This window comes from Paenibacillus sp. FSL H8-0261 (genome assembly GCF_045040645.1).
Taxonomy (GTDB): Bacteria; Bacillota; Bacilli; order Paenibacillales; family Paenibacillaceae; genus Paenibacillus_AQ.
Genome location: NZ_CP150297.1, coordinates 2,385,555 through 2,405,204, shown reverse-complemented (window position 1 = coordinate 2,405,204; position 19,650 = coordinate 2,385,555). Strand labels below are relative to the sequence as shown.

Genomic DNA, 19,650 nt, shown 5'->3' with positions numbered 1-19,650 from the left:
CTCACCCCTTCGTTCCTGAGGGATACTGTAAGTATGTCTTTTTAAGTTCATTAGCGACACGAGTCAGCGAATACAAGCTTTTCGCTTTATCCCAAGCTGAACGAGAAAGCTCATAACGATAAGCCGGATCAGATATCACCTTCTCTAAAGCGTCAGCAAGAGCAATCTCATCATCAGGACTGACGAGCAGGCCATTCACACCATCTTCAATCTGCTCCGGTATCCCGCCTACATTCGTCCCAACTAAAGCCAAGCAGCTAAGCGCTGCTTCTGCAAATACCGATCCGAAGGCCTCCGCCCGAGAAGGCAGCACGAAAATATCAAAGAAAGGCATGAATTCTTCCGGATGGAGCGTATATCCATAAAAAATCGTTTCATTATAAATCCCTAATTGCTTAGCCATGTTTTCCAAATCCGCACGGGAAGGTCCATCTCCAATAATATGCAGTACATATTCATGGCCGCGATTTTTAAGCTCAGCACAGGCCTTGAGTAAAGTATCAATTCCTTTGGCTGGAACTAGACGTGTCACAGTCACTAACTGTGGTACAGCGTTGTCATGCGGGACTGGCTTAAACCTTTTCTCATCAAAACCATTCGGTATTACTCCTATATTAGAAGGATCTAGAATATAAGGCGCCACATACTCTGCAAAAGCTTGCGACACAGTCATTAACCGATCACTAACATGCTCAAGTTCGCGGTATAGCGAAACTAGAAACTGATGTTCCAGCCCACCTTCAGAAATAGCTCCATTCAGAATCAGCTCTCGCTCATAACTGGAATGTAAGGTTTGAATTAACGGAGTATTTGGAAATACTTTTTTCATTGCTAAACCAGCAATTGGATGATGGGAATGGATAAGGTCATATGTCTTGCTCATTCGTAGTTTAGTCCACCATAGATAATCACGGTAGGTCTGAATATATTTCTGAACGATCTGACTTTTGCCAAACCGGGTCCAATCAAAGGTCTCGAATATGACTTCTTCATGTCCCTTGTTACGAATCCGCTTAGGTAACCAAAACAAATCCATCTCCCAGCGGCTTGAACGGAACCTTTCCTGAAGATAAGGGATCATGGACGATACACCACCGGGTTGCTCCGGTGGGAAGAAGAGCGCTTGCAGCAAATTCATATGGTACATCCCCTTTACAATTGCCTTACGTACAGTAAGACTTGGCAATTATGATATAGTTGTGTATATGTAGAATTTCAGGTACGATTACGTTCCCCATACCTTGATTTTATCGATATAAACATGAAACAGCAACTAAGAAAAAGGAGAATGATCTATGAAGGAAGAACAGCTGCCTGCCTCTTACACCGCATATATACAAGAAATGCTGGGGCAAGAGGCAAATGCTTTTCTAGAAAGTTATTCAGCTCCACGAACGCAGGGACTTCGCTTTAATCCATTGAAAAGTATCTCAGATTCAGGTCAAGTCGCAGTAGAACGCACAGTCTCACAGTTTGATCTAAAACCTATCCCATGGTGCCCTGATGGTTATTATTATGAAGAGCCCGCTCGACCAGGCAGGCACCCTTACCATGCTGCTGGACTATATTATATTCAGGAGCCTTCCGCAATGTCCGCAGCTGAACTGCTGGCACCTAAACCCGGTGAAACCGTCCTCGACCTTGCAGCAGCTCCTGGGGGTAAAACTACACATATCGCTGGTTTAATGCAAGGACAAGGCCTCTTAATTTCTAATGAAATCCATCCAGAGCGCGCAAAAATCCTTGCAGAGAACGTAGAACGTTTAGGTATAAAGAATACCCTCGTAACCTGTGCAACGCCAGAGCAGCTGTCTTCGCGCTTTCCACTTGCTTTTGACCGAATTATGCTGGATGCTCCTTGCTCAGGAGAAGGCATGTTTCGAAAAGATCCAAATGCCGTTCACGAGTGGTCTCCTGACCATGTGGTTATGTGTACGGCGAGACAATGGGACATCCTGCAAGACGCCTACCTTATGCTTAAGCCTGGGGGGACTCTAGCCTACTCTACTTGCACCTTTAACCGTCAAGAGAATGAGGAGATCATTACCCGATTGACGGATCGTTACCCCGATATGGAATTAATCACCCACAAGCGCCTTTGGCCACATTTAGAAAAAGGCGAAGGCCACTTTGTTGCACTCCTACGTAAGCAAAGTGTCACCGAAAACGACGTTAACGATGACGCCAAACGCAGCACCAAAAAGCGTCGAAGCAAAAGCAACCCAAAAATTAATTCTTCCGTTCGCGATGCATACCAGTTATTCCAAGACTGGGCTTCGTTAGAGCTTCCTGGTTTCTCATATCAAGGCGTCCCTCTGCTGTTCGGAGAATCCCTTTATTTACTGCCTGAATCCTTTAATGGCAACCTCCATACTGGGCTGCTGGATGGTTTGCGTATTCCTCGTGCCGGGCTACATATTGCCCATTTGAAGAAAAATCGGATTGAACCCGCTCACGCCCTAGCGATGGCTATTCAGCACACACAAGTAACACGTAGTTTTGATCTCAGTAGTGGGGGGCTGGAAATACATGCTTGGCTCCGGGGAGAAAGCTTACCAGTACCGGTGGAATTACATGGATGGACACTAGTAACTTTAGATGGATTGCCGATAAGTTGGGGCAAAGCAAGTGCAGGCCAACTTAAGAATCATCTTCCTAAAGGACTTCGCATCTTAAAAGCCCATATTGACGAGCAATAGGCCATAGACCAGTACATCCAGTCCACTTTGGCATATGATGTCATTATCTCAGAAAGCTGCGACACCCGCCGCAGCACTTGAGAACAAAGACATATGGTAAGGAGGAATTAACATGGGTGAATTTCATGGAGGAGCCTTCACTTCGACTGGAGCGATCTTGGTACTTTTTATCTTGCTCGTAATCATTTCCCGTTCGTTGTTCGTTTAATACCAATCCGGCTAATCAGACGGTGAAATTAAAGCGGCTGTGTCGTCCTTTGTAGGGCGGTGCGGCCGCTTTATTTCTTTCCAGCATAACATCTCCATTTGTTGTTCTCGTGAATATTTACCGTTTGAAAGCCAACTTTCCGAAATAACTGATCTATCTCTTCGTTTTTTGTGTATTGTTTCATGTGATAATTGATTTTATAGACCTCAGAAATAATAACAAACGTTCCGCCTGTCTTCAGCACCCTAAACACTTCACTTATATTTTGTTCAAGATCTGGCCAGAAATAATGCGTCTGAATAGCCGTGATCGTCCCGAAAAATCCATCATTGAACGGTAAAGCCGATACGTCTCCCTGACTAATCTTCACCTTACCTGCGGCAACAGCCTTATTGTTTTTTTGATTGGATGTCTCCACAGCTTGCTGAGAATAATCTATGCCGTAGATTTCCTGATATTTATTATGTTTTGCAAGCATATGTATAGTTTGACCGCCACCACAGCCTATGTCCAAAATAGGTGCGTTGTTCATCATTTCTATTTTTTTAAGCCCCCACGTTGTTATGCTGGAATGTGCCTGGTTCATGATCTTGATCATGATATTCCCCACGAATCCTCTCGGGTTCTTGGCTTGATCGATCAGTGCATTCAATAATCCCATATTTGTACCTCCCAATCAATTGGACAAACCAGCAGCCTGATCACTTGATATATGTTCCGTAAGATTTTCAGCTGTAACTACCCACTTATCTACTTGATATTCTATTTTATGAATACTTGTATATGAAGTCGGGAAATGGGCATTCTTATTGGTCCACGTTAGCCCTTTTAAAATATGATAAATAATATTAATTACGCCACCATGCGTAACCACAATTACATTTTCTTTTGGATCAGTACTCTCCAGTTCATTACATAGTTTTGAGAAACTTGTATTAATTCGCGTAAAAAATCCTGTGGGCTCTCTCCTCCTGGAAATCTCTCATCCATTCTTAATTCTGAGAAATAGAGACCCGGGTATCGTTCATTTGCAATTTCATGGGGCATTCCAGCGATTACACCATTATTCGTTTCTCTCCAAGACTGACTGCTTTCAACAGGCAAGCTTAGCGCTCTGGCGATCTCATTTGCTGTATCTAACGCACGCTGCAAATCACTGCTAAGGATACGAGTGATGTTAAAGCTAGACTGATTTTCCTTAAGATAACAACCAAGTCGTTCGGCTTGTCTATAGCCCTCTACTACAAGTCCACGTTGACTCCAACCCCCACGATAGCCTTCATCATCTATTCCATGCCGTATAAAATATATAGTCATCGATTGTACACCTCCCAAAAAAGATTATTTTGCATTATACTTCGAGATCGCTTGTTTTTGAAGTTGATCCCAATGGGGCGTCGCAATGTTTGCTTGTTGTTTCAACTTATCAAACGAATTAAACAAAGCTGCAATTTCGCTGAAAGAACCATCTACAAATTTCATAAAGGGTAATTTATGAATTATTTTCAGACCATAGTATACACCCTGTTTATGTTTTCGAATAAAGTCAACTTGACCTGCTGGAGTGATCGTATAGTCTAGCTTCTCCATCATTTGAAACCCTTCGTCCATTACTGAAATGGCTTGTTTTAATAGCTTCTTATCTTTAGATACCTTTTTCAAATCCCCGTCATGAAGATAATTAAGGGAGTTCAAAGCCACTATAGGCACGATATGACTTTTGAGCCAAGCATCCATATCCTCATGACAAGTTAGCTTATACTTAGCGTTCTCAAACGCTTTTTCCAGTAAGTGTTTTATTGGGATCTCACCGTCAAGACTGCCAAGTACCATTTGCCCACCTGCATGTATTTTGATAACTCGACCGCTCGCTTCACGAATTCCTGCGCTAAGCTGAAATCCAAAGAGTATATTTTTTCTTACATCGCTCATTTCCTGAAGATCCTTTTGCATTTCGTGAGCATCGCCATTATTACCCACAAAAATTATATTCTGACTCTGATTTTTAGCTAAAATAGGTAATACGGCCGGAAAATCATTGTATTTCATAACAACAAAAATAAGATCATAGTGATCATCCGGTTGAAGCTCTGAGATGACTTTTACAGAATCCATAGTGTTTTTACATTGAAAATAATGGCGAAGTACAAGACCGTCTTTCTTCAATTGCTCTGCACGCTTCCCTCTGGCAAGCACTGTGACATCGTTTCCCCCACGCACCAGGACATGTGCAAGATAGCTGCCTAAAACTCCCGCTCCGAAAACTAATATTCTCATATTTAACTCCTCTATCCCTTTTTAGACATTTGTTGAATTTCGATCATCTGTTCGATAAAATCAGATTATCACATCTCCGGTAGGGTTCAATCGTTAGTTTGATCGGTTTTGTTGATTTTTCAACAAAATACAATACATTGTTTAATAAAAAGGGAGTATTACCATGGATAGAAGAATTAAAAAAAACCAAACAGCCATCATGAATGCATTAATTCAACTAATGGCTGAAAAAGATTTTGAAAAAATAACGATTAACGAAATCGCAGAGCGCGCTGATGTAAATCGCGGAACGATTTATTCCCATTATGCAGATAAATATGATCTGATGGATAAATGCCTGGCGGCTCAGCTCCAGCAACTAATCGAAAGCTGCTCCGCTGTGGAGGATGAAACCGAACCCAATCCCTCTAAGGCGTCATTACTCCGCACGCTGGAACAATTGGAGGAGAATGCTCTCTTTTATAAGACTTTATTAAGAAACAAAGCTTTGCTCTCCTTTAGAAACCAATTACAAGATATGATAAATAATCAAATCAAAACACAATTCTTAGAAAACAATTTAAACCTAGATAAGTTAAGTAAGGATATATCCGTACAATTTTTGAGTTCGGCAACTGTCGGAGTGATTGAATGGTGGTTTACCCATAGTAATCCTTGCTCTGCAAAAGAAATTACTGAAAAGTTATGGTCAATGCTAGATCTGAATCTGCAAATGATCCGTTCCCAAGCTTGACAATGTTATCCCATATCCATCTCATAAATGGAGCTGATGATCTTTTCAATTTGGATCTCCTTAATGGATATATCAAGAATCTCTACCTTTTCGCTAAGAATATGAAGAAACTCACCCATTTTACACTGCTCGGTATCGATCTCTAATTCCACTTCGTAATCCGATATTCTTTCCGATATCAGAGTCCCAGGCAGGTCAATAACTCCAATCGTTGTAGCTGCAGAAAGCCTGACCACTTTTTTAGCGCCTAGATGAAGTCGAAGTTCGGAGAACTTATCGTCATATACTTTTTTACCTTGATGAATAATTAGTACTCTTTGCACCAAACGCTCCACATCTTCCAAGTCATGTGTCGTTAGAATAAATGTGGTGCCTTCCTGATTCATTTGCTTAATGAATTCTCTGATTCTTTGTTTAGCTATAACATCCAGCCCGATCGTCGGCTCATCCAAAAAAACCACTGGCGGAGAATGAAGCATTGCCATAATAAACTCGCATTTCATTCGTTCTCCCAGTGAAAGGGTGCGCGTAGGCTTAGTGATAATATCACCAATCTCAAACATACTTACAAATCGATCTAGTCTTGTACGAAAGTCATTCGTAGGAATATCATAAATTTCCTTATTCATATAAAAGCTATCCAAAGGAGGAATGTCCCATATTAACTGCGATTTCTGTCCGAACAGTACTCCGATTTGTTTTACATATTGATTTTTCTGCTTATGAGGGTTGTATCCTAGAACATTTATTTCTCCTGATGTAGGATAGAGAACGCCTGTCAGCATTTTAATAGTCGTAGATTTACCTGCACCGTTTGGCCCCAGAATGCCAATGATCTCTCCTTTTCCAACACTGAACGAAAGATCTTCTACAGAGGTGATAATCGATTTTTCACGGTGAAACAGACTTTTAAATACGCTTTTTGCATCTTGTCCACGGTGATACGTTTCATATTGCTTAGTTAAATTCTTGACGGTAATAATGTCCAATGTAATTCTCCTTCATACAAATTCATCCTCCGGCACTTTTGTAACTACGAAGCATGTACGTATAGAGCCAAATTCCGAAGGCCGCAAATAACACACAAGGGATAATCGCTATAAAAAAATAAGCTTCCCATCGTCCAAGCAGTGTAGATGCAGGAAAGTAAGCAATCATGGAAACCGGAAAAAGAAAAGAACTCACGGCTACGACTGCTTTAGGGAAAATCGTCCCTGGATAGCGTCCAAAAGACTTAATGCTCTCAAACATCTCCGGCAAGCGGGAATTCGCCACCCATTTGAAGGAAATCGCTGCAACAATGAGCGCCACGCCAAACATGACAAGCAGCCCTGCTCCAAACAATAACAGGAACAATAACCAAGAGCTGAAGGTCATCCCATCGATTCCGCTAAGTGCGTAAACGAACATGACTACTCCTCCACCTAAAAGCCCGATACTTTCGAACTCAAAAGATCTGGCCAACAGCAGAAAAAGGCTCGAGGTTGGTTTAATTAATACCACTTCCAGCGTTCCTTCCACTACATGGGACATCGTATTCCACATGATTCCGTTAAAAAAAATCCCGGCACAAGCCGTAGACAAAATGAAAACGGATTGAATTAATAGTGCCTCTTTAAAGGTCCATCCTTCAAATGAAGCATTCGAATTATAGATGAACACCGTTACTAGGGGAAACAATACATTCCCTATGAGCATGATAAGGCTATTAAGAATAAAATTAACGCGATAGGTGATCGCAGAAGCAATATTCGCCTTCATACAAGTTTTGTATATTAGATACATACGTTTCATGCGCCCACCCCCGTAAAATGCTTAAGCGATACCGCATACAACACCCGGCAGACTATTCCGGCAATAATAACGGCTACAAGCTGTAACAACAAAACTTGGGGAATAGGTAAGGTTATATCAGCTAAAGTATAGCTACCTGTATAGACCATTGCAGGCAGAAAGGTCGTATATTGAAACGGTAAGAAAAAGGAAGCCATCTGTAAGGACTTTGGAAAAAAGACTAATGGAATCAGTGATCCTGAGAATATCCCCTCACAAAGACTAAAAAAGTTACGAATACTGGAGGATTGCACCATCCAAAAGGCCACCATTCCAATACTATAGTGGATGAAAAAATTCATCATGAACGCCATAGCTATCGATAGCATTGCGTATAGTAAATTTGCGGGTAAAACATCAATATGAAAAATAAAGAAGAAGATCATAAAGCAGGGTATAAATTCAAATAGAAGCCCAAGTACCCTATGCCCTGCCTTCTGAGACAATGCATAGAACATATGATTCATTGGTCTTAAAGAGAACGTAATGAATTTCCCGGTGCGAATGAGCATTTGCAAGTTCCAATCGGCAAAATCCATGGTCAAGTAGTTGATCAACATCGTAGCGCAAAAATAAGAGAGCATCTGAGAGAGCGACATCCCGTTAATAGAGGATTCTCCGCTATAAACAGCGCTCCATATATAATACTGCACTAAAAAATATACCGGGCCTACAAAAATAGAAACCATCGAATGCGTTCTGTACGCACTCCATTCCTTATAAGTAACAAAAGCAACCGCTCTCATAACGCGAAAGCGGTGCTTTATCTTCTCAAACATAAGTCACATCCTGCCTATCTTTGATATCTCACAACATATAATCTTATTCTTATTCGAGTCCGGACCAGATCACATTGTTTGTACCGAAAATCCCTCTACCGTCCCATATATTTTTATGAAAAGGGATATACCAAACGGCAATCAGCTTTTCTACCGGATCAACGACCAAAGAACAAGACCCCCATCCTTCGTGAAAAAAAGTGCCTTCAGAATAAGATGTACTTTCATTATATCGAAGGTCTGGCCCAAGACCGTATGGTCTATCCGCTCCTCCATCTCCCCATGCGTAGTTTGGAAGTTTTTCAGAATTGAACCGCTTGGTCATTCTCTGAACAGCCATCCGACTTAAGATATGACCACCTTCGTATTCCCCATGGTTAAGCAGCATGATTCCGAACTTTTGTAGATCATTAACGGTTGAATACAGTCCCCCACCCGTTCCGGGAGTCTTGATTTCTTCCTCAGACCTTTGTTCTTCATCCGTAATTTCCCCGTTTTGCAGCTTCTGAAGATATTCCTTGGCTTCTTCCGAACGAATAGCGATCCTACCAGCTTTCTCAGGCGGTATATCAAAGAAAGTATCTGTCATGCCTAACGGTTTTACAATGTTGTCCATTATGTAATCTTCTGCAAAAACACCTGTTATTTTCTCAATAATTGCACCAAGAACCACGTATCCGAACGATGAATACATCCATTGAGTCCCTACCGGAAAACGAATGCCATAGGAAAGTCCAGCTTTAATCCAGTTTTCTTTTCCAAGCTCTGATTCATAAATATACCACCATGCACTTTTATAGTAGGTATCACTTATAGTGCCATGATCAGGTGCGATGCCGGAGGTATGAGTCAGTAAATGAGCAATTGTAATCGGCTTAAAAGGATCGGCATCAAACTCCGGAAGAATAGAACTAACTGGTTGTCCCATAAAAATTTTGCCATCATCTGCCAGCTGCCAGATCGCTGTTGCCGTAAACAGCTTGGTAATAGAAGCGATTCGAAAAATTGTATCCGTTTTTAATTCTTGGTCGCTATCTTCTTCGTAACTGAAGCGTCCCCCCGCTCCATTAGCAAATATTTTTCCATAACGACTAAGAGAATAAATATAGCCATCTGCTACTTTCTTATTACAGAGATCCTCATAAAAATGATTAAGTGCCTCTAAACGGTCCTCCCTATAATTCGCTTCGTGCAGCTTGCTAAGCTCTGTAGTTGATAACATCATTCACACTCCTCTAGTATTCTATGAAAAGCCATGTCAATTCTCAAAAATGTAATATATTGCTTATTAATAATACCTTTTCAGTACTATTGTTACAACAAAATCTAACGAACTGGAAGGTCAACTTTATATTTAACTATTCTATACTGATCTCACTTCAATATGTATGGTTTGCGTCTTCTATAACCTTAAGAGGAGCCCGGTTTAACCGTCAGCTCCTCAGGAAGGTAAATTTATCTGCGTGGCATGGTAACGCCTACTTTGTTATTATACTTTTCTGTAGCTTCTTTGATGACATCGTTGCCGCCTTTGGAAAGCCACTCTTCTACAACCTTCGGCCAGTCGCTGATAGGCTCCTTCCCATATACCATCTTTACCATATGCGTCAGCAGCACCGGAGGAGCAGTGTCCGAGTTAGGTGCAATGTCTGGATTCTTCACCAAGGCATCAAGCCGCGGGTCGAATTGAATTCCATCACGGCCTTCATTAGCCAGAATAGTATCATATACATTGATCAAGCTTCTGCCTTCTTCTGTCGTATTAAGGGCACCCTTGTTATACGTAGTATCCTGCACCAACCAGAGGAAAGACTGACGGTAACGCTCCTCATCTACAGCAACGGAATCCGTAGGAGAAGTGTATACGATTTTGCCGTTCTCTTCCTTATAGGTTTCATCCTTGATCCCAAAGGTAAAGAAGGTTTCTGCCTCTTCACTCAGCATCCAGTCAAAAAATTTCACAATATCCGCAGCATTCTTCGTCCCCTCTTTGATAAAGTAGGTGCGCGTAGCGGAGCCGTACAAATAGGAACCCCCTTTTCCGTCAGGTCCAACTGGCGAAGCAATAATCTCCAGCTTGGCGGATGGCGTTGAAGCCTTCAATTGCTGCTCCCATTGTAGAAGTTCGTTTGCATTCATCGTCCACATACCGGCTTTGCCTGAGAGGATCGCATTCTTGTAGTTGGTCGGGTTGATAGTAGCGAATTCTTTGTTGATCAAACCCTCTGTATACATGGTGTTGTAGGTTTGTAACGCCTTCATCATATTTTCGCTATCCATAAACTTCGGCTGAATCTGGCCATTTACTTCCTCGAACATAGTCAGGTACGGAAAAACATCATAAGCGCCAAAGAACGCATCAGCATATTTGAAATCTTGACGGCCCATATAAGGGTTCTCTATCCCCAGCTTTTTGAAGGCACGTAACACATTCAAGTACTCATCAACCGTTTTTGGAATCTGCAAGCCGGTTTGATCCAGCAGATCCTTACGAATCCAAGTCGCACGGCGGGATGGATTGGACAGAAACTCCGGTATTGCGTAAATTTTCCCTTGATAGGTGACGTTCTCCCAAGCTTCCTTCGGGATTACTTTCAAAAGGTTCTGGCCGTTTTGCTGCAGCAGGTCATCCAAGGGCATGAACACACCAGCTTCAACGGAACCAGCCATTTCCTTACCATTTACGCCGCCCGAGCCTTGAACGACATCCGGAATATCATTAGTGGCGAACATCTGCACCATTTTCTGCTCGAACTCTTTATGAGGAACCAACACAATATCCAAGTCTGTGTTTGTCATCTCCTCCAGCTTTTTCACCCATTTATCCTTATTCAAGTCGGGTGATTTCTCAACGTAGTTAAAAGCCAGCGTCCGCATCGAGATCGAGAATTCAGTTTTCTGCGGCGTATTTGACGCGCCTCCGGCAGTCTCTTCTTTGTCCTTGTTCGAGCAACCTGCAATAACGGTAGCACCCATTACGGTAGCCAGACAGATGCCGATCCATTTTTTCATAATATAACCCTCTCCTTGTACAATGGGGTGTATACGTAAAATGAAGATATGTTAAGACTAATAAGCTTTTGGGATCTCAACCCGGTGGGTAATTCCCTGATTCGTAAAGTAGACATGAACCCCATGGTCCTGATCGTCCATAAAGTACGATACGTAATCCCGGCTTCCTGATTTTTGTGGAATCAGAAGAGTGATGATCCGATGACTCATAGCCTCTTGAGTAGATGCAGTCAAATGCCAATGCTCGGGCAGCCCTTCCCATTCTTTCGGATCTACATCGGTAAATTGATTGTTTTGACTAAGTGCCATTTCTCCCGAGGAACTATAGACAAATCTGCCTTCCATTTGAGCTTTTTTACCATTTACTTTAAAGGATTGATCCTTCAACTTCATGGGATACAGCGTATGAAATAGCCAATCCAATTTTCCCGGACGTTCCAGCTCGACACTATCTGTGATAACAAAGTAAGCGCTATCAAAGAAGAATATTTCCCGCACATACCGCTTGATATAGGGTACATTCTCGCGGTAGGCTTCGGTGGCATCCATTTGCGTGTAGTTGATTCCGGGCGTACTGTACGCCTTCAACACCTTGCCGTAGGCTGCCATGTTCTTCGACTTGTCCGTGCCAGCATATTGGCCTTTGCCGTCAATAAGAATTGCGTTCTTGGAGTGGGTCTGCCTGCGCCACTGCATATGCATCGTACTGTTGAATGCAACGTAATAACCGCTTTCAATAGCCAAGGGCTCGCCGAAGGCATGCAGCAGGAAGGCGTTTTGATCCCCATGGCTATGGCTCACAGAGCCGTAACGGCTGCTCTTGGTCAACAGCATGATATGTTCCTGCGGATCCTCCATCCGATGATGCATAGCCACCCATCCCACATCCTGAAACCACTTCAGAGGTTCTGCAGCCACCGGTGGCTCTGAAGAAATCTGCGGATAATCCGTGCGATAAACCATCTCATCGAACCGGAAATCCCACCAGCCGTAGTTATAGAAGATCATCTGGGTATCAGGGTTCAGTTCCTTAGTTTGCTCAAAATACCACTGGTACTGCCTATTTCCGGTTAAACCGGCAAATTGGCGGATATTGAAGCCCGTCTTGAGATTGACCGGATCTCCCAGCGACGATTGATCGCCGAAGCTGGCCCTCACGGTATCAGGACTGAAGCAATAGAGCGGAAAATCACCGGTTTTGCGAAAGAAAGGACGGTCATAGAAATTGATTGCCATGTATTTGCGAATTAAATTGAGCGCCTCCGTAACGAACGCCATCTGAGTGGTCCAATACATCGGACCTTCCGCCCACCCGCCGTCTTTGCCACCCCATGGGGTATACATGGCGGAGAAGTACTCCAGCGTATAATCAAGCCATTCCTGCGCCTTCTCCTCCTCACCCAACATGGAAATACAACAGGGGACGAGTACAGAGGATAAAGAGCGGATCGCATGGCTGTCATAAGGAACTTGATGGATTCGGGAACGTTCGATGACATGGAATGCGATCTGCCCGGTTCTTCGCAGTAGCGCCTGCCTTACCTTAAGGCGTTCTTCTTCCGTAAGAGAGCCGTGAAGCCAATCATAGCCCCATGCCAACGCTCCGGCTATGCGAAAGGAGCATTCATCATTGTAATCCCGGCTGGTGGTACCATCCGTGTTCCAGCTAGCAGCATGAAGCAGCCACTCTTTAGCTTTGGCGATAAGCGACTCGTCTTCCAACACAACTCCAGCTATAGCAAGATGCCGGACAGCATAGAAAACTTCCTGGCAGTCCATATACATCTGCCGCCATAGTTTGGCGACACGCTTATTATCTGGATACGGTGCAGGTTCTGGAATAAGATCGCGCTCTGTCCAGGGTAGAACGGAATGCTTCAGGAAGTCATCCCAGCCAGTTGAAATGGAGTCTTGGCGGACAACTTCCCGGTAAGACGGAAGTTGCTCCGCTTGAAGCCAAAGCCGCGGATGGTTGGCGGAAGCAGTTGAATATCGTTCTGTTCGGGAAGGCAGTGGCGTTAGCGGCAATTCATCCTCCACCACAAAAGCTCTTACTTTACTCCACTCGGATCTGATATCATTCTCCCCGATAAGACTGTATCGCCAATAATACGAGCCGGGCGCCAACGGCTTATCCGGGGTAAACAAATTATAGGGAATTCTACTGTAGGTCAACGTACCTTCAGACTCAAATCCAGTGTTTGAGGAGATCTGCAGCTCATACATACTCTCTTCCAGACATGCAGGCATCCAAGTAAACCGTGGAGGATTCTCTCCAACATCTGTATTTTCATCTGGCCCATATGACAGGTCGAGTACGCCGCTGGTAGGTTGAAATAAAGGTTCTAACATCTCTACTCCTCCGTATTCCGGGACTCTTCCAGAATCAGTCCCTCTTTAGGGTCAAGGCAATAGACCACTACTTGCCCAGTTGTTGCTATCTGGATTCGGGGCGGTTCGCCCACCTGACTCACTAGCTTCAGTACAGCAGGTTCGTGACCGTCCCGATAAACCGTAATAAATTCAACCGACGGACCTTTGTGCCGAAGCATAATGCCTCTTAGCAATCTACTCGGATCTTCGGCATTACCCGGTGTGCGGATTTCATACATAGTGGAGCTGGGCGCCAGTAGAGTACTCGTGGATAGTTCATACTCCCGGCCGGTGCTCACTCCATCATAACGGATATTCCACTCCGTATTTAACGTACATTCCGTCTCATTTTTCATTGCGGACAGTACTTCTACTGAGCCATAACCCGCTTCCAGTCCAAGGACTGTCGGAGAATCCTTCTGGACACGGTGAGGGTCGAACGGTAACAGCAAATGTCCCGTCGGATGAAACCATAAGTCTACTTCCTGACTCCGCTCCGTCACCTGCTCAACATGAAACCAATCCAGCAGCCAACCGTCGGCCAAAACAAGATGCCGGTCTAGAACAGCTCCTTCATAGGCGCCGTCTGAGCGAATCCATAAGTACGTAGCGTTGCCTTCCTGGCGGAATTGACAGCAGCTTCCGGTATGTGGAGCTTGGGAGCAGCCTCCGATGGTGACCGTGTTATGGCTCGCGGTTTCGGAATACCATTCCTTGCGCAAAACAGATCCATAAGGAACCATACCCAGCTCGGGAGCAACCTCCCCCCATCGGTGCATAATCGTAATATGAAGCTTGTCGAAATGCCCATGTGATCCGCCATGCTCTCCGAAATCCGCCAGAACGGACAACGGATTGCCCGGGTGGCGGAGCACGGCGAATCCGGAATCCGGCAGTAGGACAGAGTCTCTCACTCTGTAACTGGTCTGAAGTTCCTTACTCTCACCTGCTCCATACAACACTGCCTCCAGACCAGTCCTTAATTCCTGTCCATATAGATACCTATAAGCATTCGCCAGTATTGGCTGGAGACTCGGGTCTTTGTAAACCGCAATACCTATTTCAAATACTTCAGCAATTTCTCGGGCGAAAGGAACGCGCGCATAAGGACCATCATGCACGGCTGGAAGCTCCCCGTTATCGCCGCTAAGCTCTACCAGCAACTGAAACATGCCACGGATGGATTGTCCCTGATCTCCTTTGGCAGCATAGAGGTCAACCCCGAAGCGCCCGTACATCTCGGCTGCTATGAGATAAGCCCGCAATACAAAAATATGGTAGTACGTGCTGCCTTCAAATTCAAAACCATCTGGCTTCACGCCAATGGACAGATGATGATAAAATCCGCCTTCTCCCTCCAGCAAAGAAGCAAGCTTTTCTCTGGTACCTTTGGCGGCATATACACAAGCCAGGCTAGCGTTCAGCCATGCGGTATAATTGTTCTCTGCATTCTTCTTCTCGTAAATGAGGATGTGGCGGTATTGCTCCATACTCTCCTCCAGCATCGAGAAGAACACTTGCAGCTTTACCTCTTCCTCCCCAGTGAACGTTACTCCATGATCCACAAGCAGCAGATAGGCCCGAATAAGCGTGGTGGACCAGATAGCCTCTGTCAGCGCCTGATGAAAGGCACGGCCACTGAGCATCCAGGGTTGAGCATCGGGATGTACCGGATACAAGGGGAACTGCTCTGCATATCCGACAAGAATCTTCTGGGCTAAGCCGCTATAGAAGTCTTCCCCGTCTGCGGCGAATACCGCGGCAGCATGCAGTGCATATCGTGCCATCGCCTGATGCCGGTATACCAACCATGCTCCCCGGTAGGGTTCACCTTCCAGCTTGCAGCCCTTCGGACAAGCAAAGACAACCGCATTGCGCTCCATAGCATCGAAGATTAGCTCAGTATGATGCTGGGGACACACATATTGGTGCCACCAACCACCGGGTTCTGTCGGGAGCAGAATCTCTTCTTTCCAGAAGGGTTCCAGCTCCATTTTCAATTTATCCACCTCGAGACCAACCCAGGAAAAAGTATCTGCTTTCTCCTTAAGGTTCATCATCGCATGAACAAGCCTCCATTAATTTCAATAATTTCGCCTGTCAGATAATCCGACAGCTCTGAAGCGAGGAAGAGTGCCACATTGCCCACATCCTGTGGGACACCTTCCCGGCCCAGCGGAATCTTCGCAATCGTCGCCTGTCTTGCCGCATCCGCGGTAAAGGTGGCATGGAAAGCGGTCTGACCGATAAATCCGGGCGAGATAGCGTTTACATTAATTCCGTGAGGACTCAGCTCTTTGGCAAGGCCCTTGGTATAAGACCATACTGCAGCTTTACCTGCTGCATAAACGGAAGCCCCCGGTCCGCCGCCGTCATGAGCCGCGAGGGAAGATACATTGATGATTTTTCCGCTTTTCTTGGCAATCATTCCCGCTGCTACAGCTTTGCAGGCAAACACGCATGATTTAAAATTGACGTCCATTACCTTATTGTAATGTTCTTCGTTCATTTCAGTATTGGGGACCCGATTGATCATACCGCCCGCATTGTTGACGAGGATATCGATGGTTCCGCCAAAATGCTCCTCTATTTCCTTCACCATATTGTCCAGTTGGGCTGGACTTGTTGCGTCTGCCTGAAAAGCATAAGCTTCTCCTCCGGCCTGACGGATTCCTTCGACCGTCTCCTCCGCAGAACCAAGCAAATAGTTTACAACCACTTTTGCGCCGGAAGCAGCCAAGGTCTGCAAGATTTGCCGGCCTATCCCTGCATTGGACCCTGTAACAAGCGCAATTTTACCCGTTAAGTCAATTTTCATTGCTAATTTCCTCCTAGTAATAGTCTTGTCTGAACACATCTATTTTCTCACTCCGCAGGCATGGATAAGATCAACCGAGTACCTTCATTCTCCACGCTTTCGACGCTTAATCCGTATTGTTCACCGAACACCATTTGAATTCTCCGGTGCACATTCATGAGCCCGATCCCACCGGTATGATAGAGGGAGTCTCCTTCCGTATCCGCCAGCTGATTCAGATTCAGCTTCTCACGAAGTTTAACAAGCCGCTCATGGGACATCCCTGCTCCGTTATCCTCTATGAAAACTAGAAACCGATCTCCCTCAATTCTGGCGTCAATTCGAATATAATGCCTGTCTTCAATTCCCTCAGGAAACGCATGCTGAAAAATATTTTCGATCAAGGGCTGAAGTGTCAACCTGACCATCTTAGCCAGTAGCAGCGTCGGTGGAATCACAACGTCGATTTCGAACTCCCTGCCGATCCGGTGTTTGAGAATCGTCATGTAGCTCAGAACATGATTAAGCTCATTGGCAATCCTGATCTCCTCAAGGTTGGTTTGGATAGAGTAGCGCAGCATAAATGCCATAGCTTCCACTATTTCTGTAATTTCATCCGAATCCTGAACGACCGCGTAGCATTTAATAGTCTCTAAAGTGTTATATAGATAGTGTGGATTAATCTGCAGCTGGAGTGCTTGGAATTCAGCCTGATGACGCTCCAGAGCCTCCTTCTGGGTGGTAAGCTCCGCTTCGTATACCCGCTCAATCATTTCAGACAACCGGGTCACCATGAGATTGTAGCTGCGCATCAATCCCCCCAACTCATCCTGACGGCCGTTCATCTCAAGCCTGCGCCACCTGCCTTTTTCCGTCTCCCTCATCCCTTCCTTAAGAATCAGGATCGGCTTCGTGATGGATCGTCCGAACCAGATGGCAAGCAATAGTGTGCCAACAAGCGTAAGAGCTCCCACCACCAGTGTGGTCGTTCGAATGGTAGAAATAGGCTTGCGCAGCTCGCCAACCGGTATGGATACTACAAGCTGCCAATTGGAATAATCGGATTTTCTCGACACGAACAAATACTCTTTCCCGTCTACCTTTTCCACGATAGAATCATTTGGGTGTTGAAATACGTTCTGAATGTGCTCAGCAGATAACTCAGAATAGTTTTTGTTTCCTTCTGCCCGATATAGGAGCTTGCCGAATTCGTCCATGATAAAATAGGACCCGCCCTGTCCCAGATCAAGAGGCTCCCATATGCGGGCCAGATCCTCTGCCTTAAATTCAATGGCAACTATACCTTTCGGGCGATAGGAAGCGAGTCCTCTGATCCGGCGGACCATCGTAATAATGTTCTTATCCCCTTCATTCATCACATTCGTGTTGAGAATGGTGATGCGGCCGCTCTCCGGCGTATGCTCGCTTAAGAAGCGGTAACGTTCCTGCGGATGAAACTTCAGGCTATGCGCTTGATTTGAGTTATCATCGCTAATGGCCTTGCCATGTTCACCGATAACGTATATCAGATTAATCTGGGGATACAGAATAAACAAAGACCGAAACAAATACTTCTGAATATCATTCGTATATTGATAGTAGGAGTAGCTATTCTCCGGGTCCATATCCAGGAACTCTTTGACTTGATTGTAAGACAGGATGGAGTCGCTAGCCTTTTCATAATTTTGCAAATACAAATCCGTTTGATAGGACGCGCTTCGGATGACTTGGGCAATGGACTTCTCTGAAGATTTATCCAGCTCAGCCGAAGCCTGAAAATAGGAGATAAATCCAACCATGGACAAGGAAAGAAGAATAACGGTCAAAAAGGAGGCAAACAACTTGTTCGACAGACTTTTTCTCATCAATCTATCCCCAGCTGGTTGCGATACTCAGAAGGAGCCAGCCCGGTAAACTTCTTAAATGTCTTCGTAAAATGGGGATGGTCTGCATACCCGACCTCATAGGAAATATCGGTTATCCGAAAGCTTGCATCGGCAAGCAACCTTTTGGCCTTCTCCATCCTACGTTTGATGCGGTAATGTACAAAGGTCTCTCCCGTCGAGTGTTTAAACATCTGGCTGAAGTAAGAGGCATTTAGACCAAGTACTTCCGCCACCTCCTCGAGCGATACTTCCTGAGCGAGATGCTTTTCGATGAATGCTTTAGCTTCCTCTATCGGATCCTTCGCTTTGCCCTTGCGCTTTCTACGGAGTTCTTCCAATATAGTTGCTGACGCTTCTGCGAAGCAGTGGAATAACTGTTCAGGTCCAGCTGCTGCGGACAAGTCTAACACGCTTTTACCGGGTATGACCGAATTGACAAGGAGCTTCTTCACGAGCAAGGCGTAGCCCTCTTCCAAAAGCTCTTTTTGCTGACTTCGGCTCATCTTGCGCTGGAGGAAGTCAGTTTCCCATTCCTGAAGTACAAGGTACAACCTCTCTTTATCCAAGGTCCAGATGGCATCATCCATACGCATGACCCATTCATCAATCTTAGCGACAGAAACAAAACTCTCCAGCTTCTTTCTATACGCTTCCAGTTTGGCGATCACATTTTGAAGGTTCACTTTGCTCACGGGCTTCAGGAGATATTCTTTCACTCCATAAGACACACATTGGCGGGCGTATTCAAAATCACCGTAACCTGAGATAACAACGGTTTGAATATCCGTTTCCATCTCCGACAACCGCCGGCATAACTCCAGTCCGTCGACTTTGGGCATGCGGATATCTGTAAAAAGAAAATCCGGCTGTTCCTCCATAATGAGCTGAATTGCCTCTTCGCCATTCTGAGCAAGTTTGATATTATACGGATGCTCGCTGCATTGCTGGATCATGATAGACAGTCCCTTTCGAATCATGGGCTCGTCGTCTACGATTAATACACATCTCATCCATGGATACCACCTTCCGATTCGTCTCGCTTAACGCGTTCCT

Annotated in this window: 18 protein-coding genes; 3 read left to right on the top strand and 15 right to left on the bottom strand. The window is 44.8% G+C overall.

Annotated features, from left to right (window positions below):
• Position 1: 1 nt before the first annotated feature.
• A complete protein-coding gene (locus MHI27_RS10345; protein WP_405176184.1) occupies positions 2–1,138 on the bottom strand; it encodes a glycosyltransferase family 4 protein in 1,137 nt (378 codons plus the stop codon).
• Between the two features lie 157 nt (positions 1,139–1,295).
• Between MHI27_RS10345 and MHI27_RS10340 the strand changes: the two genes are divergently transcribed.
• Together MHI27_RS10340 and MHI27_RS10335 are read left to right on the top strand one after the other, a co-directional pair.
• On the top strand, positions 1,296–2,699 hold the full coding sequence (locus tag MHI27_RS10340; RefSeq protein WP_405176183.1) for an RsmB/NOP family class I SAM-dependent RNA methyltransferase: 1,404 nt from the start codon (positions 1,296–1,298) through the stop codon (positions 2,697–2,699).
• A 112-nt stretch (positions 2,700–2,811) separates the two neighbouring features.
• Positions 2,812–2,907 carry a sporulation protein YjcZ gene (locus MHI27_RS10335; protein WP_197069771.1) on the top strand — a complete coding sequence of 32 codons (96 nt, stop codon included), beginning with the start codon at positions 2,812–2,814 and terminating at the stop codon, positions 2,905–2,907.
• Positions 2,908–2,977: 70 nt separating this feature from the next.
• On the opposite strand, the gene MHI27_RS10330 is transcribed toward MHI27_RS10335, so the two are convergent.
• From MHI27_RS10330 to MHI27_RS10315, 4 genes are read right to left on the bottom strand one after another with little or no spacing between them, the layout of a single operon-like run.
• Positions 2,978–3,568, bottom strand: coding sequence for a class I SAM-dependent methyltransferase (locus tag MHI27_RS10330; RefSeq protein ID WP_341144825.1), 591 nt, complete (start codon positions 3,566–3,568; stop codon positions 2,978–2,980).
• Between the two features lie 15 nt (positions 3,569–3,583).
• Positions 3,584–3,781 carry a histidine phosphatase family protein gene (locus tag MHI27_RS10325; protein ID WP_405176182.1) on the bottom strand — a complete coding sequence of 66 codons (198 nt, stop codon included), beginning with the start codon at positions 3,779–3,781 and terminating at the stop codon, positions 3,584–3,586.
• A 2-nt stretch (positions 3,782–3,783) separates the two neighbouring features.
• A complete protein-coding gene (locus MHI27_RS10320; RefSeq protein ID WP_405176181.1) occupies positions 3,784–4,224 on the bottom strand; it encodes a histidine phosphatase family protein in 441 nt (146 codons plus the stop codon).
• A gap of 24 nt (positions 4,225–4,248) precedes the next feature.
• Complete coding sequence (locus tag MHI27_RS10315; protein ID WP_405176180.1) at positions 4,249–5,184, bottom strand: ketopantoate reductase family protein; 936 nt, start codon at positions 5,182–5,184, stop codon at positions 4,249–4,251.
• 163 nt (positions 5,185–5,347) lie between these two features.
• On the opposite strand from MHI27_RS10315, the gene MHI27_RS10310 reads away from it, so the two are divergent.
• A complete protein-coding gene (locus MHI27_RS10310; RefSeq protein ID WP_042186879.1) occupies positions 5,348–5,917 on the top strand; it encodes a TetR/AcrR family transcriptional regulator in 570 nt (189 codons plus the stop codon).
• 5 nt (positions 5,918–5,922) lie between these two features.
• On the opposite strand, the gene MHI27_RS10305 is transcribed toward MHI27_RS10310, so the two are convergent.
• The 10 genes from MHI27_RS10305 to MHI27_RS10260 form a co-directional block, all read right to left on the bottom strand.
• The gene (locus tag MHI27_RS10305) at positions 5,923–6,906 is read right to left on the bottom strand and encodes an ATP-binding cassette domain-containing protein (protein WP_405176179.1); all 984 of its coding nucleotides are present in this window, start codon (positions 6,904–6,906) and stop codon (positions 5,923–5,925) included.
• Between the two features lie 22 nt (positions 6,907–6,928).
• Positions 6,929–7,711 carry an ABC-2 family transporter protein gene (locus MHI27_RS10300; RefSeq protein ID WP_339270278.1) on the bottom strand — a complete coding sequence of 261 codons (783 nt, stop codon included), beginning with the start codon at positions 7,709–7,711 and terminating at the stop codon, positions 6,929–6,931.
• Positions 7,708–8,529 (bottom strand): ABC-2 family transporter protein, encoded by an 822-nt coding sequence (locus MHI27_RS10295; RefSeq protein WP_149643976.1) that lies wholly within the window; start codon positions 8,527–8,529, stop codon positions 7,708–7,710. Before MHI27_RS10295 ends, MHI27_RS10300 begins: the two co-directional genes overlap by 4 nt.
• A gap of 49 nt (positions 8,530–8,578) precedes the next feature.
• Positions 8,579–9,754, bottom strand: coding sequence for a serine hydrolase domain-containing protein (locus MHI27_RS10290; RefSeq protein WP_405176178.1), 1,176 nt, complete (start codon positions 9,752–9,754; stop codon positions 8,579–8,581).
• Positions 9,755–9,984: 230 nt separating this feature from the next.
• The gene (locus MHI27_RS10285) at positions 9,985–11,541 is read right to left on the bottom strand and encodes an extracellular solute-binding protein (RefSeq protein WP_405176177.1); all 1,557 of its coding nucleotides are present in this window, start codon (positions 11,539–11,541) and stop codon (positions 9,985–9,987) included.
• A 57-nt stretch (positions 11,542–11,598) separates the two neighbouring features.
• On the bottom strand, positions 11,599–13,893 hold the full coding sequence (locus MHI27_RS10280) for a DUF4962 domain-containing protein (RefSeq protein WP_405176176.1): 2,295 nt from the start codon (positions 13,891–13,893) through the stop codon (positions 11,599–11,601).
• A gap of 2 nt (positions 13,894–13,895) precedes the next feature.
• Complete coding sequence (locus tag MHI27_RS10275) at positions 13,896–15,974, bottom strand: heparinase II/III family protein (protein WP_405176175.1); 2,079 nt, start codon at positions 15,972–15,974, stop codon at positions 13,896–13,898.
• Positions 15,971–16,732: an SDR family NAD(P)-dependent oxidoreductase gene (locus MHI27_RS10270; RefSeq protein ID WP_076283149.1), complete on the bottom strand. Its 762-nt coding sequence runs from the start codon at positions 16,730–16,732 to the stop codon at positions 15,971–15,973. Before MHI27_RS10270 ends, MHI27_RS10275 begins: the two co-directional genes overlap by 4 nt.
• Positions 16,733–16,779: 47 nt before the next feature.
• Positions 16,780–18,576: a histidine kinase gene (locus tag MHI27_RS10265; RefSeq protein WP_076298529.1), complete on the bottom strand. Its 1,797-nt coding sequence runs from the start codon at positions 18,574–18,576 to the stop codon at positions 16,780–16,782.
• Positions 18,576–19,607, bottom strand: a complete 1,032-nt coding sequence (locus tag MHI27_RS10260) for a response regulator (protein ID WP_076283151.1) — start codon at positions 19,605–19,607, stop codon at positions 18,576–18,578. The genes MHI27_RS10265 and MHI27_RS10260 overlap by 1 nt, the downstream gene beginning before the upstream one ends.
• Between the last annotated feature and the right edge of the window lie 43 nt (positions 19,608–19,650).

What these genes read in the sequence shown, in the direction of transcription:
- MHI27_RS10345 (WP_405176184.1), bottom strand. Translation starts at nt 1,138, where the DNA reads ATGAATTTGCTGCAAGCGCTCTTCTTCCCACCGGAGCAACCCGGTGGT.
- MHI27_RS10340 (WP_405176183.1), top strand. Translation starts at nt 1,296, where the DNA reads ATGAAGGAAGAACAGCTGCCTGCCTCTTACACCGCATATATACAAGAA.
- MHI27_RS10335 (WP_197069771.1), top strand. Translation starts at nt 2,812, where the DNA reads ATGGGTGAATTTCATGGAGGAGCCTTCACTTCGACTGGAGCGATCTTG.
- MHI27_RS10330 (WP_341144825.1), bottom strand. Translation starts at nt 3,568, where the DNA reads ATGGGATTATTGAATGCACTGATCGATCAAGCCAAGAACCCGAGAGGA.
- MHI27_RS10320 (WP_405176181.1), bottom strand. Translation starts at nt 4,224, where the DNA reads ATGACTATATATTTTATACGGCATGGAATAGATGATGAAGGCTATCGT.
- MHI27_RS10315 (WP_405176180.1), bottom strand. Translation starts at nt 5,184, where the DNA reads ATGAGAATATTAGTTTTCGGAGCGGGAGTTTTAGGCAGCTATCTTGCA.
- MHI27_RS10310 (WP_042186879.1), top strand. Translation starts at nt 5,348, where the DNA reads ATGGATAGAAGAATTAAAAAAAACCAAACAGCCATCATGAATGCATTA.
- MHI27_RS10300 (WP_339270278.1), bottom strand. Translation starts at nt 7,711, where the DNA reads ATGAAACGTATGTATCTAATATACAAAACTTGTATGAAGGCGAATATT.
- MHI27_RS10295 (WP_149643976.1), bottom strand. Translation starts at nt 8,529, where the DNA reads ATGTTTGAGAAGATAAAGCACCGCTTTCGCGTTATGAGAGCGGTTGCT.
- MHI27_RS10290 (WP_405176178.1), bottom strand. Translation starts at nt 9,754, where the DNA reads ATGATGTTATCAACTACAGAGCTTAGCAAGCTGCACGAAGCGAATTAT.
- MHI27_RS10285 (WP_405176177.1), bottom strand. Translation starts at nt 11,541, where the DNA reads ATGAAAAAATGGATCGGCATCTGTCTGGCTACCGTAATGGGTGCTACC.
- MHI27_RS10280 (WP_405176176.1), bottom strand. Translation starts at nt 13,893, where the DNA reads ATGTTAGAACCTTTATTTCAACCTACCAGCGGCGTACTCGACCTGTCA.
- MHI27_RS10275 (WP_405176175.1), bottom strand. Translation starts at nt 15,974, where the DNA reads ATGATGAACCTTAAGGAGAAAGCAGATACTTTTTCCTGGGTTGGTCTC.
- MHI27_RS10270 (WP_076283149.1), bottom strand. Translation starts at nt 16,732, where the DNA reads ATGAAAATTGACTTAACGGGTAAAATTGCGCTTGTTACAGGGTCCAAT.
- MHI27_RS10265 (WP_076298529.1), bottom strand. Translation starts at nt 18,576, where the DNA reads ATGAGAAAAAGTCTGTCGAACAAGTTGTTTGCCTCCTTTTTGACCGTT.
- MHI27_RS10260 (WP_076283151.1), bottom strand. Translation starts at nt 19,607, where the DNA reads ATGAGATGTGTATTAATCGTAGACGACGAGCCCATGATTCGAAAGGGA.